Here is a 21,148-nt window from a genome sequence, read left to right as displayed (position 1 = left end):
CGCCGCTGCGGTGACAATCCGGCATCGCGCCCTGCGGCGCCCTTGCCTTGCCGAGATCCACCGTGTCCGCCTCGCCCCTGCTGCCTGTCGATCCCCCGCCGTCGCTGCCCGCGCGGCTGCCTGCCGCGCCTGACGAGCTGGCGCTGCGCCTGGGCTATGCCGGGCTGCTGCCCTTCGGTCTCGGGGCGCTGCTGTCGATGGTGGTGCGCGCCGACGTGCAGCCCTATGTGCTGCTGTCGCTGGCGGTCTATGCCGGCCTCATCGTGTCCTTCCTGGGCGGCATTCACTGGGCGCTGGCGATGCTGGTGCTGGCGGTGCCGCATCGCCGGCTGTGGACCGGCGTCACGCTGTCGCTCTTGGCCTGGGTGTCGGTGGTGATGCCGCCGGCCTCCGGGCTGGTGATCCAGGCGGTGCTGCTGATCGCCTGCTATCTGATCGACCGGCGGGTCTATCCCGCCGCCGGCCTGTCGAAATGGCTGACGCTGCGGTTCCGGCTCACCGCGGTGGCGGCGCTGAGCTGCTTCCTGGCTGCGGCCCAGGCCTGATCTCCGAACCGACCGCGCCCCGCATGATCCGACTTCATCTGGAGATCGACGATCTCCGCAGCCACCATTACCGCGTCACGATGACGCTGCCGCATCCGGCCCCGCGCCAGCGCCTGTCGCTGCCGGCGTGGATTCCGGGCAGCTACCTGGTGCGCGAGTTCGCCCGCCACCTGAGCGATCTGAAGGCCAGCCAGGGCCGCCGCGCGGTGACGCTGACGCAGCTCGACAAGCACAGCTGGGAGGCCGACTGCAGCGGACGCGGCGCGCTGACGCTGAGCTGGCGGGTCTATGCCTTCGACAACTCGGTGCGCTGCGCCTGGCTGGACGCGCAGCGCGGCTTCTTCAACGGCACCGGCGTCTTCCTGCGCGCCGAGGGCCGCGAGGCCGACGAGCACCGCGTCACGCTGGGCGCCTTGCCCGAGGGCTGGCAGGTGGCCACCGGCCTGCCCGAGGTGGCGCCGGGCGAGTGGTCGGCGCCGGACTATGACGCGCTGATCGACCATCCCTTCGAGCTGGGCACCTTCTGGCGCGGCCGCTTCACCGCCTGCGGCGCGGAGCACGAGTTCGTCGTCGCCGGTGCCCTGCCGGGCTTCGACGGCGAGCGCCTGCTGGCCGACACGAAGAAGATCTGCGAGGCGCAGATCCGCTTCTGGCATGGCCGCGACGACGGCTGCGACCCGCCGCCCTTCGAGCGCTATGTCTTCATGCTCAACGCCACCGACGACGGCTACGGTGGCCTGGAGCACCGCAACAGCACCGCGCTGATCTGCACCCGCCGCGATCTGCCGCGCCGGGGCGACGCCAGCAGCGCCGACGGCTACGTCACGCTGCTGGGCCTGATCAGCCACGAGTATTTCCACACCTGGAACGTCAAGCGCCTGAAGCCGCGCGAGTTCGCCGCCTACGCGCTGCAGCAGGAGAACTACACGCGGCTGCTGTGGTTCTTCGAGGGCTTCACCAGCTACTACGACGACCTGTTCCTGGTGCGCACCGGCCTGATCGACGAGGCGCGCTACCTGCGTCTGGTCGCGCGCACCGCCAACCAGGTGCTGGGCACGCCGGGCCGGCGGGTGCAGAGCGCCGCGGCCGCCAGCTTCGACGCCTGGGTCAAGTACTACCGCCCGGACGAGAACAGCGCCAACGCTACCGTCAGCTACTACACCAAGGGCGCGCAGATCGCGCTGTGCCTGGACCTGACGCTGCGCGCGGCCGGGCGTGGCTCGCTCGACGAGGTGATGCGCGAGCTCTGGCGCGCCAGCGGCGGCGGCCCCATCGGCGAGGACGACATCCTGGCCGCGCTGCGCCGCGTGGGCCGGCGCGACTTCGCCCCCGAGATCGCCGCCTGGGTGCACGGCACCGAGGACCTGCCGCTGGCCGAGCTGCTGCCCGCGCTGGGCGTCGACCTGCGCCGCGAGCGCCCGCTGCTGCAGCAGCGCCTGGGCGCGCGCCTGAACGAGGCGGCCGCCGGTCTGAAGGTGCAGGCGGTGCTCTCGGGCGGGCTGGCCGAGGCCGCCGGCCTGTCGGCGGGCGACGAGATCCTGGCGCTGGGCGACTGGCGCGTCGTCAAGCCGGAAGACCTCACGCTCTACGGCGCCTTCGAACAGGCGCTGCCGCTGCTGGTGGCGCGTGACCGTCGGCTGCTGCGCCTGACGCTGCCGGCCGGGCGCGAGGTCGAGGGCGCGGTGGCGCTGTCGCTGCAGGGCAAGCCGGCGGCGGCGGTGCGTCGCCGCCGCGAGGCGTGGCTGACGCGCGCCGGCGCCTGAGCTGCGCGATGTCCCGATGCGCAGGCTGAGTCGGCTGGCGGCGCTGGGCGCGGCGGTCCTGGGCCTGCATGCGCTGCTGCTGGCCTGGTTCGGTGAGCGGCTGCAGATGTCCGCACCGAGCGAGCCGGCGATCGAGCGCCTGTCGGCGGTCTACACCCGCGAGATCGTCCAGAGCCAGCCGCCGCTGGCTGCCGCCGCTGCGCCCCGGCCGGCGGCCCGCCCGCAGGCCGCACCGGCTGCACCCGCACAGCTGCCGGATCGGCCCGAAGCACCGGCTTCCGCGCCGCTGCTGGCCGATGCCGCCGAGATCAGCGTGTCCGCCGAGCCCCCGCCGGCTTCGGCCGGCCCGCAGCCGCCGGACTTCGATCCGCAGGCCGCGCCGGGCAGCGTCGCGGCGGCGCCACCGGAGATCGCGGTCGCGGCGAGCGCTCCGGCGGTTGCTCCAGCGGCGGCGGCGTCCGGCCCAGCCTTCGAGTGGCCGGTCTCGACCCGGCTGCGCTACACGCTCACCGGCTGGTACCAGGGCGAGGTGCACGGCGAGGCTCAGGTCGAGTGGCTGCGATCGGGCGAGCGCTACCAGGTCCATCTCGAGGTCTCGGTCGGGCCGAGCCTGGCGCCGCTGATGTCGCGGCGCATGAGCAGCGAGGGCCGCATCACGCCCGAGGGACTGCGCCCGCAGCGCTACGAGCAGGAGACGCGCCAGATCGTCGGCCGCGACCGCCGGGTGCTGATGAGCCTGGACGGCGAGGGCGTGCAGCTGGCCGACGGCCGGCGCATGCCGGCACGCGCCGATGTGCAGGACAGCGCCAGCCAGTTCATCCAGATGGTCTGGCTGTTCTCGACCCGACCCGAACTGCGCCAGCCTGGCGAGCGCGTCGAGTTCGACCTGGCGCTGCCGCACCGGGTGCGGCGCTGGGTCTACGAGGTCGGCGCCCGCGAGCCGGTGAACACGCCGCTGGGCCCGCTCGAGACGCTGCATGTGCGGCCGGTGCCGATCACCACCGCACTGCCCGAGGCGGCGGCCGAGGCGGTGCGCCGCGGCGGCAGCATCCTGAGCGCGCAGATCTGGTATGCGCCGACGCTGCAGATGCTGCCGGTGCGCATCCGCATCGAGCAGGACGCCAGCACCTGGCTCGACCTGCGGCTGTCGGAGGTGCCGCAGCAGGCGGGTTCGCCCGCAGCGACAAAATAGCACGGTCGTTCTATAGTCCCGGCTGCTGCGGTGCAGCATGGTGCTGTGCCGTTCCCCGTCTCCCGTCCACTTCGCTCAGGATCTCCCGCGATGACCGAACGCACCTACGAGAACATCCTTGTCGAGACCCGCCCGGGCAGCGGCGCCAACGCGCTGTCCTATGGCTGGATCACGCTGAACCGGCCCAAGGCGCTCAACGCGCTCAACGACGGCCTGATGGACGAGCTGGGCGAGGCGCTGCTGGCCTTCGATGCCGACGACACGGTGGCCTGCATCGTCGTGACCGGCAGCGAGAAGGCCTTTGCCGCCGGCGCCGACATCTTGGTCATGCATCCGTTCGACTTCCCGAACGCCTTCCGCAAGGGCCTGATCTCGCGCAACTGGGACACCATCCGCCAGGTGCGCAAGCCGATCATCGCGGCGGTCTCGGGCTTTGCGCTGGGCGGGGGCTGCGAGGTGGCGATGGCCTGCGACTTCATCATCGCGGCCGACAACGCCCGCTTCGGCCAGCCCGAGATCAAGCTGGGCATCATTCCCGGCGCCGGTGGCACGCAGCGCCTGCCGCGCGCGGTGGGCAAGAGCAAGGCGATGGACCTGGCGCTGACCGGCCGCATGATGGACGCGACCGAGGCCGAGCGTGCCGGCCTGGTCTCGCGGGTCGTGCCGCTGGCCGAGCTGCATGCCGAGGCCACCAAGGCCGCCGAGGCGATGTGCGGCTACTCGCTGCTGGCGCTGATGGCGACCAAGGAAAGCGTCGACCGCGCCTTCGAGTCGCCGCTGTCGGAAGGGCTGCTGTTCGAGCGCCGGCTGTTCCACGCGCTGTTCTCCAGCGCCGACCAGAAGGAGGGCATGGGCGCCTTCCTCGAGAAGCGCGCACCGGGCTTCACCCACCGCTGAACGGGCGGTTCGACGCGGCTCGCCGCGGTACGGTGCGGTGCTGCGTTTTTTCGGCGATTGAAATGATAAATCCGTCACTATAGTGGCGGCTTTTGTCCTGCCGATCCGCCGGAGGTGCGATCGGCCTCGCCGAGGTCTGCCGTGCTGCCGCGCTTTCTTCCTGCCCTGGTCCTGCTGTCCGCTCTGTGCTCGCCGGTCATGGCGGCGCCTTCTGCCGGCGAACGCGCCGTGCTGCCGTCCGAGGCGCGCCAGGCGATGCTGCAGCGCCACAACGAGTGGCGCCTGCATGCCGGGGTGCGGCCGCTGACCTGGTCGGACGAGATGGCGCGTGCGGCCGGGCAGTGGGCGCTGCAGCTCGAGCGCGGTCGCGGCCAGCCCTGCGAGGCCCAGCCCAGCCCGGACCTGCACATCGGCGAGAACATGTACTGGTCCAGCGCCTACCGCTGGAAGGACGGCCGCACCGCGCTGCAGCCGCTGGATCCGGTCTATGTCGTCGACCAGTGGGCGCAGCAGGGCGCCGATCTGGATCCCGAGACGCGCCAGTGCCGGCCGGGCCGGGTCTGCAGCCACTACCAGCAGCTGGTCGCGCCGGCCGCGCGCGAGGTCGGCTGCGCGCGGCTGGTCTGCCCGGCGCTCGATCAGGTCTGGATCTGCCAGTACCGGCTCGGCTGAGCCGGCTTCAGGACTTGGCCAGCGCGGCCAGCCGGCGCTCGATCTCGGCGGCGGGAATCGCGCCGGGCGCGCGGGTGCCGTCCTCGAAGACGATCGCCGGCGTGCCGTTGACCTTGTGCTTGCGCGCCAGCGCCGCGTTGCGCTCGATGGCCGAGGCGTCGCACTGGCCCATCGTGCGCGGCGGGGCGACGCCGTCGACCATCCAGCCGCGCCAGGCGGCGGTGCTGTCCTTGGCGCACCAGATCGAGCGGGCCTTCTCGGCCGAGTCGCCGCCCAGGATCGGGATGACGAAGTTGTAGACCGTCACGTCCTTCACGTTGATCAGGTCCTTCTCCAGCCGCTTGCAGTAGCCGCAGTTCGGATCGCCGAAGACGGCGATGCGGCGCTTGCCGGTGCCGTTCTTCCAGACGATGGCGTCCTTCAGCGGCAGCGAGGCGAAGTCGATCGCGGTCAGCTTGTCGATGCGCTCCTGCGTCAGGTCCTTGCGGGTGGCGGTGTCGATGATCGAGCCCTGGATCAGGTAGGCGCCCTTGGCGTCGGTGTACATCACCTCGGTGCCGATGCGCAGCTCCCACAGGCCGGCCACCGGCGCCGGGCGCACCTCGTCGATCTTCGGCAGGTTCTGGAAGCGCTCGGCCAGGGTCTTGCGGATGACGTTCTCGTCGGCCCGCGCGGCCGGCGCGGCCGCGAGCAGGGCCAGCGCCAGGGCGCCGAGGCCGGTGGCGAAGGCGGGGAAAGCAGGGCGCGGCAGCTTCATGGATTGTCCTTGGTGGGATCGGTGCGGGAGAGGCCAGAGGGCGGAGGGCCGGGAGGTCAGGCGTCGAGCGCCCGGGCGGTCAGCCAGCGCTTGAGCGGGCCGAGCTGCTGGACCAGAGTCATTCCGTGGTTGCGCAGTTCCCTCAGCGGCGGCGCGGGCTGCGCGAACAGGTGCAGCAGGCCGTCGGTCAGCCGGCTCATCGCCAGCGTCGGCACGCTGCGCTCGCGGGCGTAGCGGCGCAGCACGCGCTCGTCGCCGAGCGGGCGCCACGGCGCGCTGCGCCGCGCCTCGACCAGCACCTGTGCCAGCACCCGCACATCGGCCAGCCCCAGGTTCAGGCCCTGACCGGCCAGCGGATGCACCGCATGCGCCGCATCGCCCAGCAGCACCCAGCCGGGGCCGCACCAGCGCGCGGCCTGCCCGACCCGCAGCGGCCAGGCTGCGCGCGGCGAGGCCACCGTCAGCGTGCCGGCCGCGCCGCCGGTGGCGTCCTGCAGCCGCGCGGCGAAGTCCTCGTCGGACAGCGCCATCACCTGCTCGGCCTCGTCCTGCGGCAGCGACCAGACCAGGCCGTAGCCGTGGCCGGCCTGCGGCCGGTCGAAGGGCAGCAGCGCCAGGATGTCGGGGTGGCGGAACCACTGCCGTGCCACGCCGTGGTGGGGCTGGTCGCTGACCAGCCGCGCCGCCACGCCGAGGTGGCCGTAGGCAAAGGCCTCGAAGCCGGCGCCCAGCGCCTCGCGGGTGGCCGAGTCGCGGCCCTCGCAGATGGCGGTCAGCGCGGCCGGCGCGGGCTGCGTCAGGCGTTGAACATGGGGGGCGAAGCGCAGCGCCTCGCCGAGCACCTGCTCCAGCGCCGCGGCGTCGACGATCCAGGCCAGCTCGGCCACGCCCTGCTGCCAAGCGCTGAATTCCAGCGCGCCGCCGTCGTCGCCGCGGATCTGCATGTCGCTCACCGCGGTGCGGGCGTCCTCGGGCAGCGCATCCCAGACCCGCAGCTCGCGCAGCAGCGCCACCGCGCCGGCATTGAGCGCATAGGTGCGCACGTCGGGCGGGGCGTCGCGCCGGGGCGGCGCGGCCAGCAGGCCGACCTTCAGGCCCTCGCGCGACAGCGCCAGCGCCAGGCTGGTGCCGACCGGGCCGCCACCGCGGATCAGCACATCGAGCGTCGAGGCGGAGGAATGTCCGGAGCCGGTCGGACTGGAGGCGAAGGGGGGCACGAGCATGATGGGGCAAGATTGTAGGAACAGCCCGACCGAGATCCCGACAATGCCTTTCCCCGACACCTCCGCCCCCTTCGATGCCGACGGCGCTGACGATGGCGCTGATGACGGCAGCAGCGCCTTCACCGTGGCCGCGCTGCACCTGCATCCGGTCAAGTCCTGCGCAGGCCTGAGCGTGCCCGAGGCTCGGCTGGCCGCCACCGGTCTGGCCGGCGACCGCGAGTGGATGCTGGTCGACGCGGACGGCGAGTTCGTCTCGCAGCGCGAACACCCGCGCATGGCGCTGATCCGCCCGGTGGTCGCGGCCGACGGCAGCCTGCAGGTGCAGGCGCCGGGCCTCGCGCCACTGACGCTGCCGGCCGAGCCGCTGGGCGAGCGGCTGCGGGTGCGGGTCTGGGATGACGAGGTCGCGGCGCGCTCGGCCGGTCCGGGCGCGGCGCGCTGGTTCAGCCAATGCCTGGGCGAGCCGGTGCGGGCGGTGCGCTTCGAGGCCGGCCAGCGCCGGCTCTCCAGCCGCAAGTGGACCGGCGAGATCGAAGCCGAGAATGCCTTCTCCGACGGCTATCCCGTCCTGGTGGTGTCGCAGGCGGCGCTCGACGAGCTCAACCGCCGCCTGGCCGCACGCGGGCAGCCGGCGGTGACGATGCAGCGCTTCCGCCCCAATCTGGTGCTGTCCGGCCTGGACGCGCATGCCGAGGACCACCTCGACGCGCTGCACATCGCCACGCCCGACGGCCCGGTGGTGCTGCGCCTGGTCAAGCCCTGCCCGCGCTGCCCGATCCCGAACATCGACCCCGACACCGCCGTGCCCGGCCAGGAGCCCGGCGACACGCTGGCGGGCTACCGGGCCGATCCGCGCGTCGGCGGCGCGATCAGCTTCGGCATGAACGCGGTCATCGTCGAGGGCGTCGGGCGGCGGCTGGCGGTGGGGCAGGGCGGGCGCGGCACGGTGCGTTTCTGAGCGGACCGCGCCTCTACAATCGCGCATCCTTTTGCGCGGCCCGGCCGTGCCCCCTTCAAGAGATTTCCACCATGAGCCTCAAGTGCGGCATCGTCGGTCTGCCCAACGTCGGCAAGTCCACCCTCTTCAACGCCCTGACCAAGGCCGGCATCGCCGCCGAGAACTATCCGTTCTGCACCATCGAGCCCAATGTCGGCGTGGTCGAGGTGCCTGATCCGCGCCTGAACGGCCTGGCCGCGATCGTCAAGCCCGAGCGCATCCTGCCGGCCATCGTCGAGTTCGTCGACATCGCCGGTCTGGTGGCGGGCGCGTCCAAGGGCGAGGGCCTGGGCAACCAGTTCCTGAGCCACATCCGCGAGACCGACGCGATCGTGAACGTGGTGCGCTGCTTCGAGGACGACAACGTCATCCACGTTGCCGGCCGCGTCGACCCGATCGCCGACATCGAGGTCATCCAGACCGAGCTGTGCCTGGCCGACCTGGGCACGGTCGAGAAGACGCTGCAGCGCTCGCTCAAGGCCGCGCGCTCGGGCAACGACAAGGAAGCCGCCGCGCTGGTGAAGGTGCTCGAGAAGTGCCAGGCCGCGCTGGACCAGGCGCAGCCGGTGCGCTCGATCGACTTCAGCAAGGAAGAGCGCCTCATCCTCAAGCCGCTGTGCCTGATCACCGCCAAGCCGGCGATGTTCGTCGGCAACGTGTCGGAAGACGGCTTCGAGAACAATCCGCTGCTCGACCGCCTGAAGGCCTACGCCGAGGCCCAGAAGGCGCCGGTGGTGGCGATCTGCGCCAAGACCGAGGCCGATCTGTCGGAAATGGACGACGAGGACCGCGCGATGTTCCTGGCCGAGATGGGTCAGGACGAGCCGGGCCTGAATCGCCTGATCCGCGCCGGCTTCCGCCTGCTGGGCCTGCAGACCTACTTCACCGCGGGCGTGAAGGAAGTGCGCGCCTGGACCATCCGCGTCGGCGACACCGCGCCGCAGGCCGCCGGCGTCATTCACGGCGACTTCGAGCGCGGCTTCATCCGCGCCCAGACCATCGCCTACGAGGATTTCATCCAGTTCGGCGGCGAGCAGGGCGCCAAGGATGCCGGCAAGATGCGCGCCGAAGGCAAGGAGTACGTCGTCAAGGACGGCGACGTGATGAACTTCCTGTTCAACGTCTGATCGTCGGCCGATCTGCCAGGGCGGCACGAGTCGTGCTATAGTGCGGCGGAATTGCTGCCGTTTCGCTTACCTCAGCAGCATTTCGTCGCACTCCATGCCCCTCGGGGCATCGCGTCCTCGGCAAGGTCGGTCCGGTTCGTGACTGGCCCGCCATTCCAGGCAAGCTCCGTCTGGTACATCGATCCCGACTCCTGTGGCTGTTGCGGCAGGGGTGGCGTGACTCGGGACATTGATCTGCCCTCGTCGGGCAGTCCTGCCGACCGTTCCAGGCAGTCTCGCGCTGGCAGCCCTTGCTGCGGCGCCGGTTCCTTGATTCCTTCTTCTCCTGACATTCGCACCGTGGGCAGGTTCATCCTGTCCTCCACCACCCGACGTACCGACTGCGGTCGGTATGCCGCGTCGCTCTCCATTCGCAGCGGCCGTGGCGAGGGGACCCATGATCGGGTCTACCGCTTCATCCCGCTGTTCCCTTCATCCGAGGCCGCCGCGCAGTACGCGCTGGATCAGGGCCTGGGGTACCTCCACCAACCCGCGCTGCCGGCCTGAACGATTCAGGACGGGGCGCCACTGCACAGGAATTCTGCTCATGGCCAAGGAAGAACTCATCGAAATGCGCGGCGAGGTCGAGGAAGTGCTGCCCGACTCGCGTTTCCGCGTGAAGCTCGAGAACGGGCACAGCCTCATCGCCTACACCGGCGGCAAGATGCGCAAGCACCACATCCGCATCCTGGCGGGTGACAAGGTCTCGCTCGAGCTGTCGCCCTACGACCTGAACAAGGGTCGCATCACCTTCCGTCACCTCGAGCCCCGCTCGGGTGGCGCGCCGTCCGCTCCGCGTCGGCGCTTCTGATTCACGGGGCTGACCGCCGGCTGGCGCCGGTGGCGGGCCCGGATCGCCTGGCACCTGCGGCAGGCACGTCACATTCCGCGGCATTTCTGGAAAGGTCCATCATGGACAACAAGCTCTACGTCGGCAATCTGCCCTACACGATGCGCGACGAAGATCTGCGCGAGCATTTCGCCCGCTTCGGCGAAGTCGCCTCCGCCAAGGTCATGACCGACCGCGAAACCGGTCGGTCCAAGGGCTTCGCCTTTGTCGAGATGGCTTCCGGTGAAGATGCGCGCAGCGCCATCTCCGGCATGCACGGCCAGTCTTTCGGCGGCCGCGCCCTGGTGGTCAATGCCGCCCGTCCCCGTGAAGACCGCCCGGCTGGCGGCGGCTACGGTGGTGGCGGCTTCGGCGGCGGCAACCGTCGCAGCTACTGATCCGGCGGCGCGAAAGCGCTCCGGATGCCCGGCTACCAGACCCGGCAGCAGCAGGTCGCCATCCGTGGCGCCGACAGCCTGCTGATCCGGTCGCTGCTGGATCGCCAGCAGTACGCCGATCCCGACGGCCGGGCCGAGGCCGCGGGGTTCTCCTCGGCCACCTGGCCGCTGTTCGGCATGCTCTGGCCTTCGGGCCTGCAGCTGGCGGCCCACATGGCGACCCGGCCGCTCAAGGCGGGTGAGCGCATTCTCGAGGTCGGCTGCGGGCTGGCGCTGGCCAGCCTGGTCTGCCACCGGCGTGGCATCGACGTGACCGCCTCCGATGCCCATCCGCTGGCCCCGGATTTCCTGCACGACAACCTGAACCTGAACGCACTCGCCCCGCTGGTCTATCGGCGTGGCGACTGGGCAGGGCAGGCGGGCGTGCCGGCCGTGGCCCATCCGGCCGACGCCGCACCGGTGCAGGGCCGCTTCGACGTCATCATGGGCAGCGACGTGCTGTATGAGCGCGACGAGCAGGGCCATCTGGCCCGCTTCGTCGAGCGCCATGCGGAGCCGGATGCCGAGGTGCTGATCGTCGATCCCGACCGGGGCAACCGGCCGGCCTTCACCCGCCGGATGAGCGGCCTGGGCTTCGTGCTGCACGAGACCGCGCTGCGCACGCCCGAGGCCGACGGCCTGCCCTACCGCGGGCGCCTGCTGCGCTACTCGCGCACCGCACTGACCTGAGGCCGACGCGGCCCGCCTACTCGACCATGTCGCGGTAGGCGTGCCAGCTCGCGTGGCCGAGCAGCGGGAAGATCACGATCAGCCCGAGCAGCGCGGTCGCATAGCCGACCGCCATCAGCGTGACGATCAACGCTGCCCACAGCAGCATCGCTGCCGGGCTGGCGCGACAGGCACGCACGCTGGTGGCGATCGCGCTGATCAGGTCGCCGTCCTCGCGGTCGAGCAGCATCGGCACCGAGACCACCCCGACCACAAAGACCGCCGCCGCGAACAGCGCGCCGATGCCGACGAAGGCCACGGCCAGCGCGGTGTAGCGGCCCGACAGCAGCACGTCGACCAGCAGGTTCGACAGGTCCGGCACCAGGCCGCCGTACAGCAGCGCGAAGCTCACCGCCCCGACCCGCTCCCACAGCAGGAAGGCGATCGCCAGCACCAGCCCGAACAGTCCGAGCGAGCCGGCGTTGCGCCAGCCATCGGCCAGCGCCTCGCCCAGATCGGGCCGCGCCCCGGCCAGCCGCTGGCGCGACAGCGCATGAAAGGGCAGGGCCACCAGCGGCGCCAGCAGCAGGAAGCCGCCGACCAGCGTCGGCGCCAGGTGCGGCAGATGCCGGCCGGCGACGATCAGCGCCGCGCCCATCGCGGCGACCGCCAGGCCGCCGCCCAGGCTGGCGGCCGGGTGATGCGCCAGATCTTCCCAGCCTCGTTTCAGCCATCGCAGCGGCTGGGTGACCGTGACCCGGCGGACCTCGGGCGCGTCGGCCGCCTGACGGGCGCGGCGCGGAAGGTGACCGGTGACATGTGCGACATGATCCATGGTGCAGACCTCCTTCGGACGACAGACCGACCGGCCGCCCCGTGCGAGCCGGCGGTGCGTGCGTCGATGCTAGGACGATGCGCGGCCGGGCACCATCGGGTTCCCCTGAGGTGGATCGCGGAATTCGATACATGTTGTTGCATCTGCATCGCCTCCGGCTGCATCCGTCCGGTGTCGGCCTGGCTAGTGGAAGAAGAGACGATCGTCGCCAGCCTGGCGCCGACGGCTCTCCGATCCATCCACTCAGCTCCGGGAGCCCTGCCATGAACACCCACCGTCACCCTGCCGATGCCCGCCGCCTCGCCTTTGCCGCCGCTGTGCTGCTGAGCGCCGGCCTGGCCGCCTGCTCGTCGACCTCCATGCCGATGGGCGCCAGCACGACCTCCGCGATGACTGCCACCTCGCAGGCTGCGCTGCCGACGCCGGTGCAGGTGCCCGCCGGCCACCGCGTCGCCTGGGAAACCGTCGGCGTCGGCCAGATCACCTATGAATGCCGGGCCAAGGCCGGCACGCCGGGCGCGTTCGAGTGGGTCTTCGTCGGGCCGGACGCCGAGCTGCGCAGCCGCAGCGGCATGAAGCTGGGCCGCTACTTCGGCCCGCCGGCCACCTGGGCCTCGGACGATGGCTCGGCGCTGACCGGCACGCAGGTCGGGCTGGTGCCCGCCGCGGCCGGCAACATCCCGCTGCAGCTCGTCAAGGCCAATCCGGCCACCGGTCGCGGCGTGCTGGAGGGCGTGAGCTACATCCAGCGTCTTGCCACCCGTGGCGGCGTGGCGCCGGCGCTGGCCTGCGGCGAAGGCCAGACCGGCCAGCGCCAGGTGGTGCAGTACCAGGCCGACTACATCTTCTGGAAGCCGGGCGCCTGAGCCGGGCGAATGCCCCCTGGCGGCTGACGGCTGGCTGCCGTGGCCCGGTGTCCTGGGTCGTCCCCTCTCGCAGAATGGTCCGACGCCGCTGCCGAGATCGAAAGGACTGCCCTTGCCCCCTGCCTCCGCCGCCGCCCTGACCCTCGACCATGACGCCGCGCTGCAGGCCTGCGCCCGCGGCGAGCGCTTCGCGCTGCGCATGCTCTACGAGCACGAGGGCCGCTGGCTGCTCGGCGTGGTGCGGCGCATCGTGCGCGACGACGCGCTGGCCGAGGACGTGCTGCAGGACGCCTTCCTGCAGGTCTGGCAGCGCGCCGCCACCTTCGATGCGGCGCTGGGCTCCGGCCGGGGCTGGATCTACACCGTGGTGCGCCACCAGGCGCTGCGCGCGGTGCGCGGCGGCCGGGGCGTCGAGACGGTCGCGGTCGATCCGGAGGATCTGGCCGGCCTGTCGGACCGCCTGCAGTCCGCCACCGCGCCCGACGGCGACGACCGCGGCCTAGACACCGCCGGCCTCGAGCGCTGTCTCGACCGGCTGGAAGAGCGCCCGCGCGCCTGCGTCGTGCACGCCTATGTCGATGGCTACACCCACGAGCAGATCGCCACCCGGCTGGGTTCGCCGATCGGGTCGGTCAAGTCGTGGATCCGCCGCAGCCTGCTGGCGCTGAGGGAGTGCCTGTCCCCATGCTGAACCTTCAGACCCCCGAGGATCGCAGCGCCGCCGCCGGCGAATACGTGCTGGGCACGCTGGCGCCGGACGAGCGCGAGGCCTTCGAGCGCGCGCTCGGCGGGGACGCCGCGCTGCGCGCCGAGGTCGCGCACTGGCAGGACCGCTTCCTGGCGCTGAGCGCCCGGGTGGCGCCGGCCGAGCCCTCGGCCGGGCTGTGGCGGCGCATCGAGGCGCGGCTGTCGCCGGCCGCGGCCGTCCGTGCCCCGGCCGCGACGCCGCCCTGGTGGCCGCGCCTGGGCCTGTGGCAGTCGCTCAGCGGGCTGGCGCTGGCCGGCTGCGTGCTGCTGGGCTCAGGCCTGGTGCCGCAGCTGATGGCGCCGCCGGCTGCGCAGCAGCAACAGTTCGTCGCGGTGCTGCAGGCGCCGCAGGGTGGCGGCAATGGCTGGGTGGTCGAGGTGCGGGTCGACGCGGCGGGGCAGGGCCGGCTGCGGCTGCGCCCGGTCGCGCCGCCCCAGGCGCCGCCGCCGGGCCGCACGCTGCAGTTCTGGACCAAGGCCCCCGGCGCCGCCGGCCCCAGCTCCCTGGGCCTGGTGCGCACCACGGATGCCGGCGGCGTCATCGAGCTGCCGCTCGAACGCCTGCCCGACCTGCGCGCCGAGCAGCTCTTCGAGATCACCCTCGAGCCCGAGGGCGGCTCGCCGATCGACCGCCCGACCGGGCCGATCCTGTACATCGGGCGGGCGGTGCAGCTTGAGGGGTGAGGCCGCATCTCCCGATCTGATGAAAGTGAAGCATTCGTGCATTGTTGCCCTGCATTTGCGGGGCGGATTCTTCAAGAATGTTTACGTTCGGCTATCGCGTGAATAAGCTCGATCGCTGATTCCAGAAAAAACGAGTTCATCAGGGAGGACATGCCGGCACCCCGTCGGCATGGGCATGCGTGTGGCCGGTCTGTTCATCACGACCCGGTGCACCCGTTCGTCCGTTCGCGCACGTCTGCGTCTGCGTGTACCCGATCCTGGCGAGCTTGCGATGCCTGCGGCCCTGCTCCGCGGCGGCGGGTGTCGTGCGCTGTGAATCGATCGCGGAGAGCTGCGTGTGCCCGTCTTCCGGACGTACGGGACGCTTGAATCAATTTCTGGAGTTTTTCTCATGATCAATCGACGATCTGCTTCGCTGGGTGTGCTGTCCGTGGTTCTGCTTGCAGGGTGTGCTGCAACCGAGAGCTCGAAATCCCTGAAGATCGAGAAGGTCGATGGATCTGCCGGTGTCTTCTCGGGCGAGCGGACCTCGCTGGTCGTCGGCAAGTTCGACAACAAGTCGAGCTACATGCGCGGCGTGTTCTCGGATGGGGTCGATCGCCTGGGCGGACAGGCCAAGACGACGCTCATTTCCCATCTCCAGCAATCGCAGCGGTTTTCCGTGATGGATCGGGACAGCCTGGCGGAGGCGGCGCAGGAGGTCAAGTTCCAGGGCGGTGGACAGAATATCAAGGGCGCGAGCTTCCTTGTGGTCGGTGACATTTCCGAGTTCGGGCGCAAGGAAGTTGGCGACCATCAGCTGTTTGGCGTTCTGGGGCGCGGCAAGAAGCAGATCGCGTATGCCAAGATCACCTTGAATGTCATCCGTGCGGCGACCTCCGAGGTGGTGTATTCCGCTCAGGGCGCAGGAGAGTACGAGCTGTCTAACCGCGAAGTGCTCGGTTTTGGGGGCACGGCCGGCTATGACTCGACCCTGAATGGCAAGGTTCTGGATCTCGCCATGCGCGAGGCTGTGAACAATCTGGTGGCCGGCAAGGATGCTGGCCGGTGGGGTCGCTGATGCGCAGGATTCCAGCGGTCGTGACGGGCGTCTTGGCCGCCCTCATTCTGTCAGGCTGTGCACAGCAGAATCCTCCGTTGTACATGTGGGAAAAGTTTCCCCGTCAGCAGTACGATTTTCTGCTCGGCGACGGTGCGGATCTGGGCAAGCAGATCGACACCCTGGAGGGGCATTCCCGCAAGGCGCGGGAAAAAGGTGCAGCTTTGCCCCCGGGTTTTCGCGCGCATCTGGGCATGCTTTATCTGAATTCTGGCAGTCCGGATCGTGCCAAGGCGCTCTGGGAGGAGGAGATGGCCGTGTTTCCTGAATCATCGGCATTCATGAAGAGGCTGCTGCGGCGCCTGGACGGGCCTGAGGCGGGCCAGACGGTGCTGTCCGGAGGTGTGCGATGATGTCTCGTGGACTGCGAATCCTGTCGCTGGTTTCCTTGGTGGCCCTGAGCACTGGCTGTGCCACCAAGGCACCGCCCTACGATTATTCGGGCTTCATGAAGGCGAAGCCGACATCGCTGCTGGTGCTGCCGCCCATCAATGAATCTCCCGAAGTGAAGGGGTCTTCTTCGGTCTGGGCCCAGACCACGAAGCCGTTGTCCGAGGCGGGATATTACGTTCTGCCGGCGGCACTCGTGAACGAGACCTTCCGACAGAATGGTGTGGGTTCTCCTGCGGAGGCTCACAATATTCCGGCGGAGAAGCTGCGGGAGTTCTTCGGTGCGGATGCTGCCGTGCTGATCAAGATCCCGAAATACGGGACCAGCTATTACCTGATCACCAGCGAGACTCGCGTCGAGATCGAGGCCAAGATCGTCGATCTGCGCAGCGGGGCGCTGCTGTGGGAAGGCAAGGCACAGGCCACGTCTGCCGAGAACAATCAGCAGAGTCAGGGGGGCCTGGCGGGGCTGCTGATTGCTGCGGTTGTCCAGCAGGTGGTGGGTACGGCTGCCGATGTCGCCTTTGACTATTCGGGCATCGCGACCGACCGTGCCTTGGGCGCTCCCCGCTACAACGGCATCCTGCCCGGTCCGCGCTCGCCCAAGGCGTGGCAAGTCCAGCCTTGACCCTCATTGGCTGAGAGGGGCGCGCGCGGATGATGCCCGTTCGCGCCCTCTTGTGCTGCTCTGCCAGCGCCTCGTGCCCCGTCATGCCCGCGCAGGCGGGCACCCACCCCCGCCGCCACCCTCTCCGGGAAAACAACCCCGGAAATCCCCGCTTATTTCTCACTTCAGGCCGTGACACACGCTCCCGCGCGCCTTCCCGCTGCCTAGACTGGATCCTTCACCGGGATCGAAGAATCCCGCAGCCCGCGCCCTGGATGCGCTGCGGCTGACGCACAAAGACGCCGTGGGAATGGACACGACTGCACCAGCAGGGAGAGATGCGGCTTGACGACGACAACACCGGCCACGCTGCCGACCTACGACCGCTTCATCGAGCCGCTGCTGCGCTTTCTCGCCAGCCGGCCCGAGGGCGCACCCGCCCGCGAGGCGCACGAGGCCGCGGCCGATGCGCTCGAGCTGGACGCCGCAGCGCGCCAGCAGCTGCTGTCGAGCGGCGCGCAGCTCATCTACAAGAACCGCGCCGGCTGGGCGCATGACCGGCTCAAGCGCGCCGGGCTGTCGGACAGCCCGCGGCGCGGCTGGTGGCAACTGACCGAGGCCGGCCGGCGTTTCGTGGCCGAGCACCCGGCGCCGCTGACGCCCGAGCAGCTCGGCACGCTGGCGATGGTGCATCTCGACGTGCAGCGCCTGCGACCCGTGGCGCCCGATGCCGGCCCGGAGGAGGCGGCCGGCGTGCCGCCGCAGCCGATCGCCAGCCCGGAAGAGCGGCTCGGCCTGGCGCTGGAGGAAATCCGCCGCGCGGTCGTGGCCGAACTGCTCGACACGCTGGCCACCGTGACGCCGGCCTTCTTCGAAACCCTGGTGCTCGACCTGCTGCACCGCATGGGCTACGGCGCCAACCGCTCCGACCTGCAGCGCGTGGGCGGCTCGGGCGACGCGGGCATCGACGGGATCATTTCGCTGGACTGGCTCGGTCTGGAAAAGGTCTACGTGCAGGCCAAGCGCTGGCAAGGCACGGTCGGGCGGCCCGAGATCCAGGCGTTCTACGGCGCCCTGGCGGGGCAGCGGGCCAAGAAAGGCGTCTTCATCACCACGTCGGGCTACACCGCGCAGGCGCTGCAGTTTGCGCAATCGGCGGGGCAGATTGCTCTGCCCGGTTGATGGATACACAGTCATTTGCCGCCGTGTAATTTGCTATTAATTTATTGAAAAACCTCCAATGCGTACTGTTACATATAGCCTGCTGCAGTTCTTAGTTGAGGCTCGACGCGGTTCTTTTGTTGTTCCCCGGTTTCAGCGACCATTTGTTTGGAATCATGCGCAAGTAAAATTGCTTGTTGATTCCATATCAAGAAACTATCCAATCGGATCATTGTTGCTTTTGCGGGAAACTGATCCTAAGGATCCATTTTTGTCTGCGCGACCAATTGAGGCAATTATTGGGAATTCGGAGAATTCGGAGAATAGTGTTTCTGATGATTCTATTGAAGCGACGTTTTTGCCTGCTTTTTACTATGTGCTGGATGGTCAACAGAGGTTGACATCGCTGGTTCGAGTTTTTTTGCAGGCCGCTAGAGATAGCGTCTACTATTTTGATCTAGATAAAATGCTTGAAATGGAGTCGGGTGATAAAAATGCATCTGCTTGGGTTGTGCGTCGTGATGTAGGTAAAAGACTTTCTTCTCGCTACATAAGAAGCGATGCCATTGAAGATGATGAAAGGTGCATGGTTCTCGTGCAAGAATATTTTGAATCTCACTATGATCCTTTGAAAGGGGATAGGTCTGCCCAGAGAAAAGCGGTTGCAAAAGTCAACCGTGTTTTTGAGACTATGAGAAATTATCAATTGCCTCTTGTTGTTGTTGATCGCCGTGACTCAACAGAGGCCATATGTAGAATTTTTGAAACTATTAATTCTACTGGAACACGTCTTACTACATTTGATCTTGCGGTCGCCCGATTTTTCCCCAAGCCAGATCTTCATGATCTTTGGCAGCAAAGTAAGCAAAAATATGATATTTTGGAAAGATTTGGAGCCGAGGGGGAGCGTGTTCTGCAAATTGTTGCCATTGTTTCTGGTTATGAAGGAAAGTCATATGTTGAGCCTACCCGTAGTACGCTGCTAAATCTCACCAAGCAAGAAATATCTGATAAATGGGATGAGTGTGCCGATGCTCTGGCTAAGGCATTGAGATGGGTTGAAAATCTGGGTGCTGTGCCTGGTATTTTATCTAATGATGCCCTATTGGTGCCGCTTGCTTATTTTCTGCATAATATTTCTGATTCATGGAGGACGCAAAATCCAGGGTATGGTGTAATACTTCAAAGATGGTATTATGCTAACTCTCTTCAAAAAGGTGCTAGGCAAGCCTCAAATTATAAAATAGGGCAGGCGGTGGCTGCTTTGCATAAATGGTTGATGGAGGGTGTTGTTCCTGAAATACCAAAGATCATGATTTCTGAAGCTGAGTTACTGCGGCTTGGTAAAACTGATGCCAGATATCAGGCAATATTATCCATCATTCGGTGGAAAGGAGGTAATGATCTATGGACAGAAGAGGCGCTTGATCCAGACGATGTAGAGGATCATCACATATTTCCGGCGGCAATGGCAAAGCGAGATGGTATTCCGCGTAAGTTGCTGGATTCTGTTTCTAATAGAATGCTAGTTTCTCGCGTCACAAATCGAAATTTGAGTGATAGGCCTCCTGTTGATTATCTGAAGAAGCTGATCAAAGAGGCTGAAAAGAATGGCATGCTTGCAGCAAAAATTGATATTATGCGAAATGCGTGCATCCCTGTTGATGATGATTTAGAGGGGTTTTATTCGCTGCTGGAGCCTGTGCGTGTAGGTGTTTTTCTTGAGAGGCGTGCAAAGCTGATGATAGAAAGGCTTGGATTGGTTTTGGGGGACTCTCTGGATAAATCAAATGCTTCAGCGCAATCTGATTTTGATGAAGAGGATGATTGACAAATAATTATCTGAATTGGCAGCGCTTCGGGACGAACTTGAGCCACTACCCGACGATTACCGACGCGCATAAGGTCCAGCTGATCACCGTGGCCGCGATGCCGAACGAGTAACTCGACTACACCGAGGTCCCGCAACTGCCCGATGCAGTCTGTCTGGGCCAAGGATGTCACGCCGGCCGAGAATGAGCCGAACGTGTCAGTGCTGGAGGACTTGCGGCAGGTGATTCGGCAGCCGGCGCATCTGCGGCGAGCCAGGGAACTCTGGTGGATCAGTCGCCAGACCCTTTGCCTGGAAAACCAGTGCTGGGATCCGAACACGCAGACGGTGGTGAGTCCCAGGGAGCGGCGGCTTGGTGCGCTCGCAATCCAGTCGAGCCATTTTGATGCGCAGGCGTACAAGACCGTGTTGCAACTGGCCGGTGCTTCCGGCCCGGTGGAGATCGAGCTATGACGACGGTGATCAAGGCCCAGGACCGATTCGACGAACCCGTGACCGCTTCGGTGCTGGCGAAGGCGACCGCCCGAGGGCGCCAGCGGCGCCATCCGGGCTTGCACGCGCTGTCGGTGGCGTACCTGCCGGCGTACCAGTCCCTGCTGATCGGCTTTGCGGACCAGAGCGCGGTGCTGCTGCCGGCGAAGAACTACCCCGAGCTGTCGGCGCTGGGCGTTGCCGACCTGGAGGGGCTGGCGATCGGCTATGGCGGCACGGCGCTGTGCCTGGAGGCGCGGGATCTGCACGTCTCCATCGCGGGGCTGGTGTCGGCCAGCCAGCCGCTGATGGACCTGGCGGCGACGGTGATCGCCGTGCGCAACGGCAGCCGGCGCACCGAGGCCAAGGCGCAGGCGTCGCGGGAGAACGGGCGCAAGGGCGGACGGCCGCGCAAGGCCGAGGCGATCTGATGCGCTGACCGCGGCTGAGGCCGTCCCCCGCCCGCTCCAGCCCTGAAAACAGTGCTGTAGACGGTAGATCTACCCCGCCTGTGCCTGCGCCAGCAACGTCTCCCAGTCATCCGGCGGATGCCCGCTGTCCAGCATCTTGCGGAACACCCGGTAGGCGTCGTCGCTGCTCTCGTAGGCGCGCTTGGTGTCCTCGTCGTTGACCCACGCGAGCACGATCACCTTGGCGGTCGCGTGGTAGCGGAAGAACAGCCGGTACTGCTGGAAGAACTTGGCCCGGAACCAGTGCCGGTGCTGGTCGCCCAAGGTGTTGCCCTGGCGGTACTCCGGCCGTGTCGGGTCTTGCGGGATGACCTCGAAGGCCAGTTGCCGGATCGCCGCCAGTCGCTTGGTGGCGTTCTTCTTCAGGTAACCGGTGGGATCTTTCTGCCGCAGAGCTTCCACCTGCGCGGTCAGCATGTCCAGCTGGGCCAGAAACAGTGGGTGGGCGAACACCGCCCAACCATGGATCTGCAAGGGTGGGGAAGTCCGGTGACCGCTCATTCATCGTCCGCCGACAGCGGGGCATCCAGATCGACCTCGACGCCCTCGGTCAGCGACTGGATGCGCGCCACCAGATCGGCGTCGATGCCTTGCAGGCGCTCCGGGTGGCGGCTGATGTCGGCAGCCAGGAAACCCAGGAAGGCGCCCAGCGCCGGGTCATCACCCTCTGCGCCGGTCGCGCGCGTCAGCACGACTTCGCCATTGGCGCGGATCGTGTAATGGAGCTTGTCGCGCTTGCCCAGCTTGAGGGTGCGGCGCACGCTTTCCGGCACGGTGGTCTGGTAGCGGTCGGTGAGGGTGGATTCGGCTTCGAGCGTGATGGGCATCGCGGACTCCAGT

The 21,148-nt window shown here is 67.8% G+C and carries 26 protein-coding genes; 21 read left to right on the top strand and 5 right to left on the bottom strand.

Annotated elements, in window-relative coordinates:
• The first annotated feature begins 62 nt into the window (after positions 1 to 62).
• The 5 genes from BW996_RS05910 (at position 63) to BW996_RS05890 (ending at position 5,069) form a co-directional block, all read left to right on the top strand.
• The gene (locus tag BW996_RS05910; protein WP_241462045.1) at positions 63 to 545 is read left to right on the top strand and encodes a DUF3429 domain-containing protein; all 483 of its coding nucleotides are present in this window, start codon (positions 63 to 65) and stop codon (positions 543 to 545) included.
• Between the two features lie 23 nt (positions 546 to 568).
• Positions 569 to 2,308: a M61 family metallopeptidase gene (locus BW996_RS05905; protein WP_037484833.1), complete on the top strand. Its 1,740-nt coding sequence runs from the start codon at positions 569 to 571 to the stop codon at positions 2,306 to 2,308.
• A gap of 16 nt (positions 2,309 to 2,324) precedes the next feature.
• Complete coding sequence (locus tag BW996_RS05900; RefSeq protein ID WP_037484835.1) at positions 2,325 to 3,500, top strand: DUF3108 domain-containing protein; 1,176 nt, start codon at positions 2,325 to 2,327, stop codon at positions 3,498 to 3,500.
• 90 nt (positions 3,501 to 3,590) lie between these two features.
• Positions 3,591 to 4,397, top strand: coding sequence for an enoyl-CoA hydratase (locus BW996_RS05895; protein ID WP_037484838.1), 807 nt, complete (start codon positions 3,591 to 3,593; stop codon positions 4,395 to 4,397).
• A 198-nt stretch (positions 4,398 to 4,595) separates the two neighbouring features.
• Entirely contained in the window at positions 4,596 to 5,069 is a 474-nt protein-coding gene (locus BW996_RS05890; RefSeq protein ID WP_139330761.1) for a CAP domain-containing protein, read from the top strand.
• 7 nt (positions 5,070 to 5,076) lie between these two features.
• Here the strand turns inward: BW996_RS05890 and BW996_RS05885 are convergent, their stop codons facing one another.
• Both BW996_RS05885 and BW996_RS05880 read right to left on the bottom strand, forming a co-directional pair.
• A complete protein-coding gene (locus BW996_RS05885) occupies positions 5,077 to 5,826 on the bottom strand; it encodes a DsbC family protein (RefSeq protein ID WP_081838268.1) in 750 nt (249 codons plus the stop codon).
• Positions 5,827 to 5,882: 56 nt separating this feature from the next.
• Positions 5,883 to 7,049 carry an FAD-dependent monooxygenase gene (locus tag BW996_RS05880; RefSeq protein ID WP_051632217.1) on the bottom strand — a complete coding sequence of 389 codons (1,167 nt, stop codon included), beginning with the start codon at positions 7,047 to 7,049 and terminating at the stop codon, positions 5,883 to 5,885.
• A 43-nt stretch (positions 7,050 to 7,092) separates the two neighbouring features.
• Here BW996_RS05880 and BW996_RS05875 point away from each other — a divergent pair, with 43 nt between their 5' ends.
• From BW996_RS05875 to BW996_RS05850, 6 genes are all read left to right on the top strand, one after another.
• The gene (locus BW996_RS05875; RefSeq protein ID WP_081838269.1) at positions 7,093 to 8,007 is read left to right on the top strand and encodes an MOSC domain-containing protein; all 915 of its coding nucleotides are present in this window, start codon (positions 7,093 to 7,095) and stop codon (positions 8,005 to 8,007) included.
• Positions 8,008 to 8,078: 71 nt separating this feature from the next.
• Positions 8,079 to 9,173 carry a redox-regulated ATPase YchF gene (gene ychF, locus BW996_RS05870; protein WP_037484839.1) on the top strand — a complete coding sequence of 365 codons (1,095 nt, stop codon included), beginning with the start codon at positions 8,079 to 8,081 and terminating at the stop codon, positions 9,171 to 9,173.
• Positions 9,174 to 9,512: 339 nt separating this feature from the next.
• Positions 9,513 to 9,719, top strand: a complete 207-nt coding sequence (locus BW996_RS05865; RefSeq protein WP_037484842.1) for a hypothetical protein — start codon at positions 9,513 to 9,515, stop codon at positions 9,717 to 9,719.
• Positions 9,720 to 9,759: 40 nt separating this feature from the next.
• A complete protein-coding gene (infA, locus tag BW996_RS05860; protein WP_037484844.1) occupies positions 9,760 to 10,023 on the top strand; it encodes a translation initiation factor IF-1 in 264 nt (87 codons plus the stop codon).
• A 101-nt stretch (positions 10,024 to 10,124) separates the two neighbouring features.
• Positions 10,125 to 10,439 carry an RNA-binding regulator gene (gene rbp / locus BW996_RS05855; protein WP_037484846.1) on the top strand — a complete coding sequence of 105 codons (315 nt, stop codon included), beginning with the start codon at positions 10,125 to 10,127 and terminating at the stop codon, positions 10,437 to 10,439.
• A 24-nt stretch (positions 10,440 to 10,463) separates the two neighbouring features.
• On the top strand, positions 10,464 to 11,168 hold the full coding sequence (locus tag BW996_RS05850) for a class I SAM-dependent methyltransferase (RefSeq protein ID WP_037484848.1): 705 nt from the start codon (positions 10,464 to 10,466) through the stop codon (positions 11,166 to 11,168).
• A gap of 16 nt (positions 11,169 to 11,184) precedes the next feature.
• Here the strand turns inward: BW996_RS05850 and BW996_RS05845 are convergent, their stop codons facing one another.
• Complete coding sequence (locus tag BW996_RS05845; RefSeq protein WP_051632218.1) at positions 11,185 to 11,982, bottom strand: DUF2189 domain-containing protein; 798 nt, start codon at positions 11,980 to 11,982, stop codon at positions 11,185 to 11,187.
• A 263-nt stretch (positions 11,983 to 12,245) separates the two neighbouring features.
• On the opposite strand from BW996_RS05845, the gene BW996_RS05840 reads away from it, so the two are divergent.
• The 10 genes from BW996_RS05840 (at position 12,246) to BW996_RS05795 (ending at position 20,269) form a co-directional block, all read left to right on the top strand.
• The gene (locus BW996_RS05840) at positions 12,246 to 12,848 is read left to right on the top strand and encodes a DUF3455 domain-containing protein (protein ID WP_051632219.1); all 603 of its coding nucleotides are present in this window, start codon (positions 12,246 to 12,248) and stop codon (positions 12,846 to 12,848) included.
• 112 nt (positions 12,849 to 12,960) lie between these two features.
• Positions 12,961 to 13,539, top strand: a complete 579-nt coding sequence (locus BW996_RS05835; protein WP_037484850.1) for a sigma-70 family RNA polymerase sigma factor — start codon at positions 12,961 to 12,963, stop codon at positions 13,537 to 13,539.
• Positions 13,533 to 14,279: an anti-sigma factor gene (locus tag BW996_RS05830; RefSeq protein WP_037484852.1), complete on the top strand. Its 747-nt coding sequence runs from the start codon at positions 13,533 to 13,535 to the stop codon at positions 14,277 to 14,279. Before BW996_RS05835 ends, BW996_RS05830 begins: the two co-directional genes overlap by 7 nt.
• 391 nt (positions 14,280 to 14,670) lie before the next feature.
• Positions 14,671 to 15,339 carry a CsgG/HfaB family protein gene (locus BW996_RS05825; protein WP_037484854.1) on the top strand — a complete coding sequence of 223 codons (669 nt, stop codon included), beginning with the start codon at positions 14,671 to 14,673 and terminating at the stop codon, positions 15,337 to 15,339.
• The gene (locus tag BW996_RS05820; protein WP_051632220.1) at positions 15,327 to 15,731 is read left to right on the top strand and encodes a DUF4810 domain-containing protein; all 405 of its coding nucleotides are present in this window, start codon (positions 15,327 to 15,329) and stop codon (positions 15,729 to 15,731) included. The genes BW996_RS05825 and BW996_RS05820 overlap by 13 nt, the downstream gene beginning before the upstream one ends.
• On the top strand, positions 15,728 to 16,396 hold the full coding sequence (locus tag BW996_RS05815) for a DUF799 domain-containing protein (protein WP_037484856.1): 669 nt from the start codon (positions 15,728 to 15,730) through the stop codon (positions 16,394 to 16,396). The genes BW996_RS05820 and BW996_RS05815 overlap by 4 nt, the downstream gene beginning before the upstream one ends.
• A gap of 324 nt (positions 16,397 to 16,720) precedes the next feature.
• A complete protein-coding gene (locus BW996_RS05810) occupies positions 16,721 to 17,557 on the top strand; it encodes a restriction endonuclease (protein WP_037480984.1) in 837 nt (278 codons plus the stop codon).
• A gap of 58 nt (positions 17,558 to 17,615) precedes the next feature.
• A complete protein-coding gene (locus BW996_RS20990) occupies positions 17,616 to 19,367 on the top strand; it encodes a GmrSD restriction endonuclease domain-containing protein (protein WP_081838064.1) in 1,752 nt (583 codons plus the stop codon).
• A 144-nt stretch (positions 19,368 to 19,511) separates the two neighbouring features.
• Positions 19,512 to 19,820, top strand: a complete 309-nt coding sequence (locus BW996_RS05800) for a hypothetical protein (RefSeq protein WP_051631821.1) — start codon at positions 19,512 to 19,514, stop codon at positions 19,818 to 19,820.
• Entirely contained in the window at positions 19,817 to 20,269 is a 453-nt protein-coding gene (locus BW996_RS05795) for a DUF2442 domain-containing protein (RefSeq protein ID WP_037480866.1), read from the top strand. The genes BW996_RS05800 and BW996_RS05795 overlap by 4 nt, the downstream gene beginning before the upstream one ends.
• A 69-nt stretch (positions 20,270 to 20,338) precedes the next feature.
• Here BW996_RS05795 and BW996_RS05790 read toward each other — a convergent pair whose 3' ends face one another.
• Both BW996_RS05790 and BW996_RS05785 read right to left on the bottom strand, forming a co-directional pair.
• A complete protein-coding gene (locus BW996_RS05790) occupies positions 20,339 to 20,809 on the bottom strand; it encodes a type II toxin-antitoxin system YhaV family toxin (protein ID WP_037480868.1) in 471 nt (156 codons plus the stop codon).
• Positions 20,806 to 21,135 carry a type II toxin-antitoxin system PrlF family antitoxin gene (locus BW996_RS05785; RefSeq protein ID WP_037480870.1) on the bottom strand — a complete coding sequence of 110 codons (330 nt, stop codon included), beginning with the start codon at positions 21,133 to 21,135 and terminating at the stop codon, positions 20,806 to 20,808. The genes BW996_RS05790 and BW996_RS05785 overlap by 4 nt, the downstream gene beginning before the upstream one ends.
• Positions 21,136 to 21,148: the final 13 nt, after the last annotated feature.

This window comes from Sphaerotilus natans (genome assembly GCF_900156335.1).
GTDB classification, from domain to species: domain Bacteria; phylum Pseudomonadota; class Gammaproteobacteria; order Burkholderiales; family Burkholderiaceae_C; genus Sphaerotilus; species Sphaerotilus natans.
The sequence above is the reverse complement of the archived record's forward strand: the minus strand, read 5'-3'. Positions and strand labels throughout refer to the sequence as shown.